The following is a 6,674-nucleotide window of genomic DNA, read 5'->3' on the forward strand; positions in this document are numbered from 1 at the left end:
GTAAATGCCAACAAAACAGGGCAGTTACCCTCCTATTGTCATTTGCCTCCGGTCACAAGTCCATCGGCGGAGAAGGCGGCGGCTTGACAGGCCCGGCTTTCCTAATAAACTGATTATAGTCATAAATGAGATGAATCATAAATATCATCTCGACAAGCCCGCCGGAGCGCGCATACCGCGCCGGACGAATGGCCGATCAACGGGGAGGAAAACGATATGCCCGCACGCACAGGGGAGCAATTTCTGAAAGGTCTGGCCGACGGCCGCGAAATCTGGGTCGGCAACGAAAAGGTTTCCGACGTGACCGACCATCCGGCTTTTGCAGGCGCCGCGCGCGGCCTCGCCGGTACGTTCGATCTGCAATATGAGCATGCGGATGACTGCCTGATGCCCGACCCGGAAACGGGTGAGAAGATCAATGTGAGCCACATGATCCCGCGATCCAAGGCGGATCTCATGCAGCGCCACAAGGGCCTGCAGCGCGCCGCCGAATATACGGTCGGCGTCATGGGCCGTACGCCCGACTACATGAATGTGACCTATGCGGGCTTTGCCGGACGTCCCGACGAATGGGGCGCCAACGGAAACGAACGGGGCGCGGAAAATCTCGTCAACTACCAGAAGTTCCTGCGCCGCAACGACATCTCGCTGACCCATACGATCATCCAGCCGACGGTAGACAAGGCCGAAGGCGATGCGCCGAAGCCCGGCAACACGGTGTCGCTTCGCAAGGTCGGAGAAAGCGAGCACGGCATCATCGTGCGCGGCGCGCGCATTCTCGCGACGCTCGCCCCCTTCGCCGATGAGCTGGCTGTCTATCCCGGCGCGCCGCTCCTGCCCGGCACCGACGACTACGCGCTCGCCTTCTGCATTCCGATGAATACGCCCGGCCTCAAGTTCATTTGCCGCGACAGTTGCGCAGGCTCGCTCAATTCCTTCGACCACCCGCTATCGAGCCGCTTCGACGAGCAGGACGCCTTTGTCATCTTCGACGATGTCGAAGTGCCGTGGGACCGCGTCCACATCAACTGCAACATGGATGTCTACAATCAGGTCATGTGGACGGGCTGGTTTCCCAATATCATGCAGCAGACCATGATCCGGGCGCAGACCAAGCTCGAATTTGCGTGGGGGCTTGCCACGCGCATGGCGGAATCGATCAATTCCGTACAGCCCGGCACGGCGCAGATGCTGGGCGAGATCTGGACCTTCGCCGAGCTTGCCCGTTCCGCCGTGCAGGCGGCCGAAGACAATGCGCACGATCACGGCAATGGCGTCTGGTTTCCCCAAGGCGCGCCTCTCGTCGCGCTTCGGGCCTCGCTGCCTTACTGGTTCCCGCGCGTGAACGAGATCATCCGCCTCGTGGGCTCGCACAACCTGCTCGCCGCGCCGACCGCCGCGCAATTTGCAGACCCCAAACTGCGTCCCCTGATCGAGGAGTTCATGCATGGCGCGGGCGACGTCAGCGCCGAAACGCGCGCCCGCATCTTCCGTCTGGCCTGGGATTTCTCCGGCAGCGCGCTGGCCAGCCGCAACGAACAATATGAGCGCTTCTATCTCGCGTCAGGCGCCCGCAACCAGCAACTGGCTCACAGGCTCGGCGAGCGCGCGCGGGCGGACCGGCTTGTCGATCGCTTCATGACGGAACCATACAGCGATGCGGACATCTCGGGCGGCGCTGCAAAGAAAAGCAAGAAGGTGGGGCAGGCGGCATGAGCGCGAACACAGTCGCGGTTGCGGGCGTCGACATTTCCACCGATCACTGGATCGGCGGCAAGCGCGTCTCGTCGAAACAAAAATTTGCAAACCTCTCTCCCGTCGACGGCTCGCATCTCGCGGATGTGTCGGCGGGCGGCAAGGCAGAGGCGGATGCGGCGGTTGCCGCGGCACGGAAAGCCTTTCCGGCCTGGGCCGCACTCGGCCCCAAGGGACGTCTGCCGATCCTGAAGAAATTCGCGGAAGGCATAAAGGCGCGCGCAAACGAACTCGCCGCCGTCGAGACCATGGACAACGGCTCGCTCCTCATGGGCAATGTCCATCGGGTCGTGCCCCGCGCGGCGCAGAACATCGAGTTCTTCGCCGATTGGGCAATGACGCTGGACGGCCATACGATCGACTCGCCCGAAGTCGTGAACCATGTGAAGTACGATCCGGCGGGCGTCGCTGTGCTCATCACGCCGTGGAACGCGCCCCTGATGCTGACGACATGGAAGGTCGGTCCGGCGCTTGCGGCCGGCAACACCATCGTCGTCAAGCCGCCGGAATGGGCGCCGCTCACCTGTTCGCTCATGGCCGACATTGCACATGAGGCGGGCGTGCCGCCCGGTGTGCTCAATGTCGTGCAGGGGATCGGCGAGGAAGCGGGCGATGCGCTGGTGAACCATCCCGATATCGACCGCATCAGCTTCACTGGCTCGACCGACACCGCGAAGATCATCGGTCAGGCAGCGGCGCGGTCAATCACGCCGATGAGCGCGGAACTGGGCGGCAAGTCACCTTTCATCGTCTGTGCCGATGCCGATCTCGACGCCGCCGCGCAGACCGTCGCCGCGCAATACATGAATGCGGGGCAGGTGTGTCTGGCGGGCACGCGCATCATGGTGGAGAAAAAGATCGAGGAGGAATTCCTCGAAAAGGTACGCGGCGCGGCGAGCCACATGGTGGTCGGCGATCCGCGCGACAAGGACACGCGGGTCGGACCGCTTATCCACAAGGAGCATTTCGAGCGTGTCGCAGGCTTCGTCGAACGGGCGAAGGCGGACGGCGCCGTGCCGCTCTGGGGCGGCAACCGGGCGAATTTCGGCGAACTTTATTTCGAGCCGACGCTTTTCGCCCATGTGAGCCCCGAACTCGAAATCGCGCAGCGCGAGGTCTTCGGCCCGGTGCTCACCTGGCAGAACTTCTCCTCCGATGACGAAGTGGTCGAGCTTGCGAACAATACGAGATACGGCCTTGCGGGCACGCTTTTCAGCCGCAACGAGAAGCGCGCGATGGACATCGCCTCGCGCGTCACGGCCGGCACGCTCTGGGTCAACTGCTTCTTCATCCGCGATCTCGCGGCGCCTTTCGGCGGCTCGAAGGATTCAGGTATCGGCCGCGAAGGTGGGGTCTGGAGCTTCGACTTCTACACCGACATAAAAAACATATCGGTCCGCAAGGGATCGTTCGCCTGAGGGGAGGCACAGATGGTTCAGGTAACGGAACTCGGCTACATGGGGCTCGGCGTCAAGAGCCTCAACGAGTGGAAAGATTACGCAACGAAGATCCTCGGGCTCGAAGTGGCCGATGAGGGCGAGGCGGGCCGATGCTATCTGCGGATGGATTACTGGCATCACCGCTTCATCCTTGAAGAGGATGGAACGGACGATCTGAACTATCTCGGCTTCCGCGTCGCGGGCGTCGAGGAATTCCGCGAGATGCACCGGAAGCTCGTCAATGCCGGTATCGACGTGCGGATCGGCTCTTATGAGGAAGCGGCGGATCGCCGTGTCCTCGAAGTCATGAAGCTCAAGGATGCGAGCGGCTTCCCGATCGAGATTTTCCACGGGCCGCAGGTGCAGTCCGACAAGCCGTTTCATCCCGGGCGGCGCATGCATGGCCGCTTCAAGACGGGCGAGGGCGGTCTGGGCCATCTCATCCAGAAGGAAACGGTCGGCTTCGAGAAAACCTACGAGTTCTACAAGCTGCTCGGCATGCGCGGTGGCATCGAATACCGGATTCCCTTCCCCGGTCTCGACAAGCCGTTCGACCTCATGTTCATGCATTGCAACGCGCGCGACCACACGGTGGCCTTCGGTCCGCCCGGCGAGAGACGCATCAACCACCTGATGATCGAGGTGGAGAATTTCGACGATGTCGGTCTCACCTATGAAATCGTACGCCAGGCGGGCATTCCGATCACCATGATGCCGGGCCGGCACGCGAACGACCACATGTATTCTTTCTACTTCATGAACCCTTCCGGCTGGATGTGCGAAATAGGTTGGGGCGCACGCGAAGCGACACATCAGTCCGAATATTATCAGCGCGACACATACGGCCATGAGCAGAACGATACGGTAATGAAAAAAGGCTTGATGGAAGTCTGATCGCAACGCGAGCCACGGAATCAGGAAGAGCAGGAAAGAGGAAGTCATGTCGGTATTGAACGGACCGCGCGAAGAATGGCGGCGCATACTGCATCAGGGAACTCCGGTATGGGTGAAGCCGGAGGGTAACGACAAGCTGCGGCTCGGCGACGGGCGGACGGTGGATGAGGCGAGTGCGACCTATCTACCGCCTTGCGATCCGACAAAGATCATCTGCATCCATCTGAACTACGACTCGCGCCGCGTCGAGTTCAAGGCACCGCCGCTCGTCACGCCGACCTACTTCCAGAAGCCGCTGACGACACTCAATTCGCATCGCGGTTTCCTCAACCGGCCAGCCGACTGCCAGTATCTCAATTATGAAGGCGAGATCGCGGCTATCGTCGGCAAGCCCATGCGCAATGTCGCGCCGGCGGATGTGTGGGATCATCTCGCGGGCTTCGCGGCGGCAAACGATGTCGGCGCGCAGGATTTCCGCGACACGGATGCGGGCTCGATGCTTCGCGTGAAGGGGCAGGACGGCTTCTGCCCGATCGGGCCGGGCATCGTGCGCGGCGTCGACATCCGGAAAGAGAGAGTGCGGACCTCTATCAACGGCAAGGTGGTGCAGGACGGGCCGGTAAGCGAGATGACCTTTCCGATCGACTACATCTTCGCCGATCTCTCGCGTCACATCACTTTTCTGCCGGGCGATGTGGTCCTCACCGGCACGCCGGCGAACTCGCGTCCGATGAATATCGGCGATGTCGTCGAGGTTGAGGTAACGGGCGTCGGGCGCGTCTCCAACACCGTTCAGGAAGTACCTGCGCCACGGCACGACGTCGGGCACAAACCGACGGACACGGAAGCGGTGCGGCGCGTGGCCCTCGGGCAGTTCTAGCTGCTCCAGCGCGGTTCGTCAGGCGACGGCCTGATTTTCGGATCGGATTCGGCGCGGCAGGATGACCGTCGCAATGGTGCCGCCGCCGGGTTCGCTTTCGAGGTAGAGGCGGCCGCCCATCATCCGCAGCAACTCGCTGACGAGAGCGAGACCGAGACCCGTGCCTTCGAAAGCGCGGTCGAGCCCGGCATCGGCCTGCCAGAAGGGACGTAGTGCATTGTCGAGTTCCTCGCGGCTCATGCCGATGCCGGTATCGACGACACGGATCACTGCGCTGCCGTCCATACTTCGGGCGAGGTCGAGCGTCACCGCGCCTCCTGCGGGCGTGAACTTCACCGCGTTGCTCAGAAGATTGATGAGTATCTGTTTCAGCCGCCGCTCGTCGGTTTCGATTTCCGGGAAAGGGGGCACACCTTCGAACCTCAGCTGGACGCCGCCGCGCTCGGCGCGGCCGCGCACGATCGCGAGGCAATTGTTGCAAACACGGGCGAAGTCGATCTTCTGTGTCGTAAGGGTCATTCCTTCGAGTTCGATACGCGACAGGTCCAGAATGTCGTCCACGAGCGAAAGGAGATGCGCACCGGCATTGTGGATGTCGTGCGTATATTCGACGTAGCGCCGATGGCCGAGCGGGCCGAACAGTTCCTTCTGCATCGCCTCGGAAAACCCGAGAATAGCATTGAGCGGCGTTCGGAGCTCATGGCTCATATTGGCGAGGAATTCTGTCTTCGCCTTGTTCTCGCGCTCCGCCGTTGCGTAGAGCTGTGCCTTCGCCAGCGCCTGGTTGAGCTTCTGTTCGCGTTCGGCCGCCTCCGCCCGCATGGCAATCAGGCGCCGCGTTCCGCGTAGACGGATTTCCTGTGCGAGCAGGGCGATGACCATCGCAAGGAACATCATGAAGCCGAAATGGATGCCGTCCTCCTTGAGGCCGCCGACGAGGTGTGCGGCGGAGAGCCAGACAGAGAGGATCAGTCCGAACGACAAGGCGAGATAAAGGCGCGACAGAAAGAAGAGCCCCATGGCGACGAGGAGAAGGCCGAAATTGGTCGATTGCTGCGCGTCTCCCGTCATGTACATCTGCGCGGCGGCATTGATGAGGCAGAGCGAGACGAGGGCGAAGCCGGCGAGGGGGGCAAATCGGGGCGCGAGGAGCTCCGTCCTGACCGAGAGACCAATGGCGGCGGCGATAGCCGCGGTGGTGAGGGCCAGGCCCGCCATGTGGAGACGCAAGTAAGGCGGCATTGCAAACAAATGCAACACCGTAAAAGTCGCGAACAGTACGGCGACATAGATGGAGATGGGAAAAATCGAATCGCGGAAGATCGCACTCAACTCGCGCGCGATACGATCATCTTCCGGATAGACGGCCATCCGGGCTTGTTGAGACACCGGAACACTCCTCACACCGCACGGCAAAAAGCCGTGCGCCAAGCCCCCAGCCACGGACACTAGGGGGCGAGCGTAAAACAAACCTTAACAGAAAGTAAAAAGGGATCAGCCGCGTCCGCGATAGGGCGCGACGCCCTGATCCGGGATCCATACGCCTGCGGGGAGCCGGCCCTGCTGCCAGAAGACGTCGATCGGAATGCCGCCGCGCGGATACCAGTCGCCGCCGATACGAAGCCATTTTGGCGCCAGCGTGGCAACGAGGCGCTTGCCGATGGCAACCGTGCAATCTTCGTGAAAGGCACCGTGATTGCGAAAGG

Annotated in this window: 6 protein-coding genes; 4 read left to right on the forward strand and 2 right to left on the reverse strand. The window is 61.8% G+C overall.

Annotation, left to right across the window (positions count from 1 at the left end; all coding sequences use genetic code 11):
* Window positions 1–216: 216 nt before the first annotated feature.
* Genes Q8S60_RS04380 through Q8S60_RS04395 form a run of 4 tightly spaced genes read left to right on the forward strand, consistent with a single transcriptional unit; the run spans window position 217 to window position 4,968 of the window.
* A complete protein-coding gene (locus tag Q8S60_RS04380) occupies window positions 217–1,716 on the forward strand; it encodes a 4-hydroxyphenylacetate 3-hydroxylase family protein (RefSeq protein ID WP_305325867.1) in 1,500 nt (499 codons plus the stop codon).
* Window positions 1,713–3,173 (forward strand): aldehyde dehydrogenase, encoded by a 1,461-nt coding sequence (locus Q8S60_RS04385; protein ID WP_305668390.1) that lies wholly within the window; start codon window positions 1,713–1,715, stop codon window positions 3,171–3,173. Before Q8S60_RS04380 ends, Q8S60_RS04385 begins: the two co-directional genes overlap by 4 nt.
* Before the next feature lie 12 nt (window positions 3,174–3,185).
* Window positions 3,186–4,088: a VOC family protein gene (locus Q8S60_RS04390; RefSeq protein ID WP_305277705.1), complete on the forward strand. Its 903-nt coding sequence runs from the start codon at window positions 3,186–3,188 to the stop codon at window positions 4,086–4,088.
* 46 nt (window positions 4,089–4,134) lie between these two features.
* On the forward strand, window positions 4,135–4,968 hold the full coding sequence (locus tag Q8S60_RS04395; protein WP_305277706.1) for a fumarylacetoacetate hydrolase family protein: 834 nt from the start codon (window positions 4,135–4,137) through the stop codon (window positions 4,966–4,968).
* A gap of 18 nt (window positions 4,969–4,986) precedes the next feature.
* On the opposite strand, the gene Q8S60_RS04400 is transcribed toward Q8S60_RS04395, so the two are convergent.
* Both Q8S60_RS04400 and Q8S60_RS04405 read right to left on the reverse strand, forming a co-directional pair.
* Window positions 4,987–6,357 (reverse strand): HAMP domain-containing sensor histidine kinase, encoded by a 1,371-nt coding sequence (locus tag Q8S60_RS04400; RefSeq protein ID WP_305277707.1) that lies wholly within the window; start codon window positions 6,355–6,357, stop codon window positions 4,987–4,989.
* 105 nt (window positions 6,358–6,462) lie between these two features.
* Window positions 6,463–6,674 (reverse strand): NADPH-dependent 7-cyano-7-deazaguanine reductase (locus tag Q8S60_RS04405; RefSeq protein WP_371134311.1); only part of this gene is annotated, 212 nt, incomplete at its 5' end.

The sequence above is a fragment of the Parvibaculum sp. genome, assembly GCF_030694575.1.
Lineage (GTDB): Bacteria > Pseudomonadota > Alphaproteobacteria > Parvibaculales > Parvibaculaceae > Parvibaculum.

Coding starts and splice junctions, on each gene's coding strand:
- Q8S60_RS04380 (WP_305325867.1), top strand. CDS start 217: ATGCCCGCACGCACAGGGGAGCAATTTCTGAAAGGTCTGGCCGACGGC.
- Q8S60_RS04385 (WP_305668390.1), top strand. CDS start 1,713: ATGAGCGCGAACACAGTCGCGGTTGCGGGCGTCGACATTTCCACCGAT.
- Q8S60_RS04390 (WP_305277705.1), top strand. CDS start 3,186: ATGGTTCAGGTAACGGAACTCGGCTACATGGGGCTCGGCGTCAAGAGC.
- Q8S60_RS04395 (WP_305277706.1), top strand. CDS start 4,135: ATGTCGGTATTGAACGGACCGCGCGAAGAATGGCGGCGCATACTGCAT.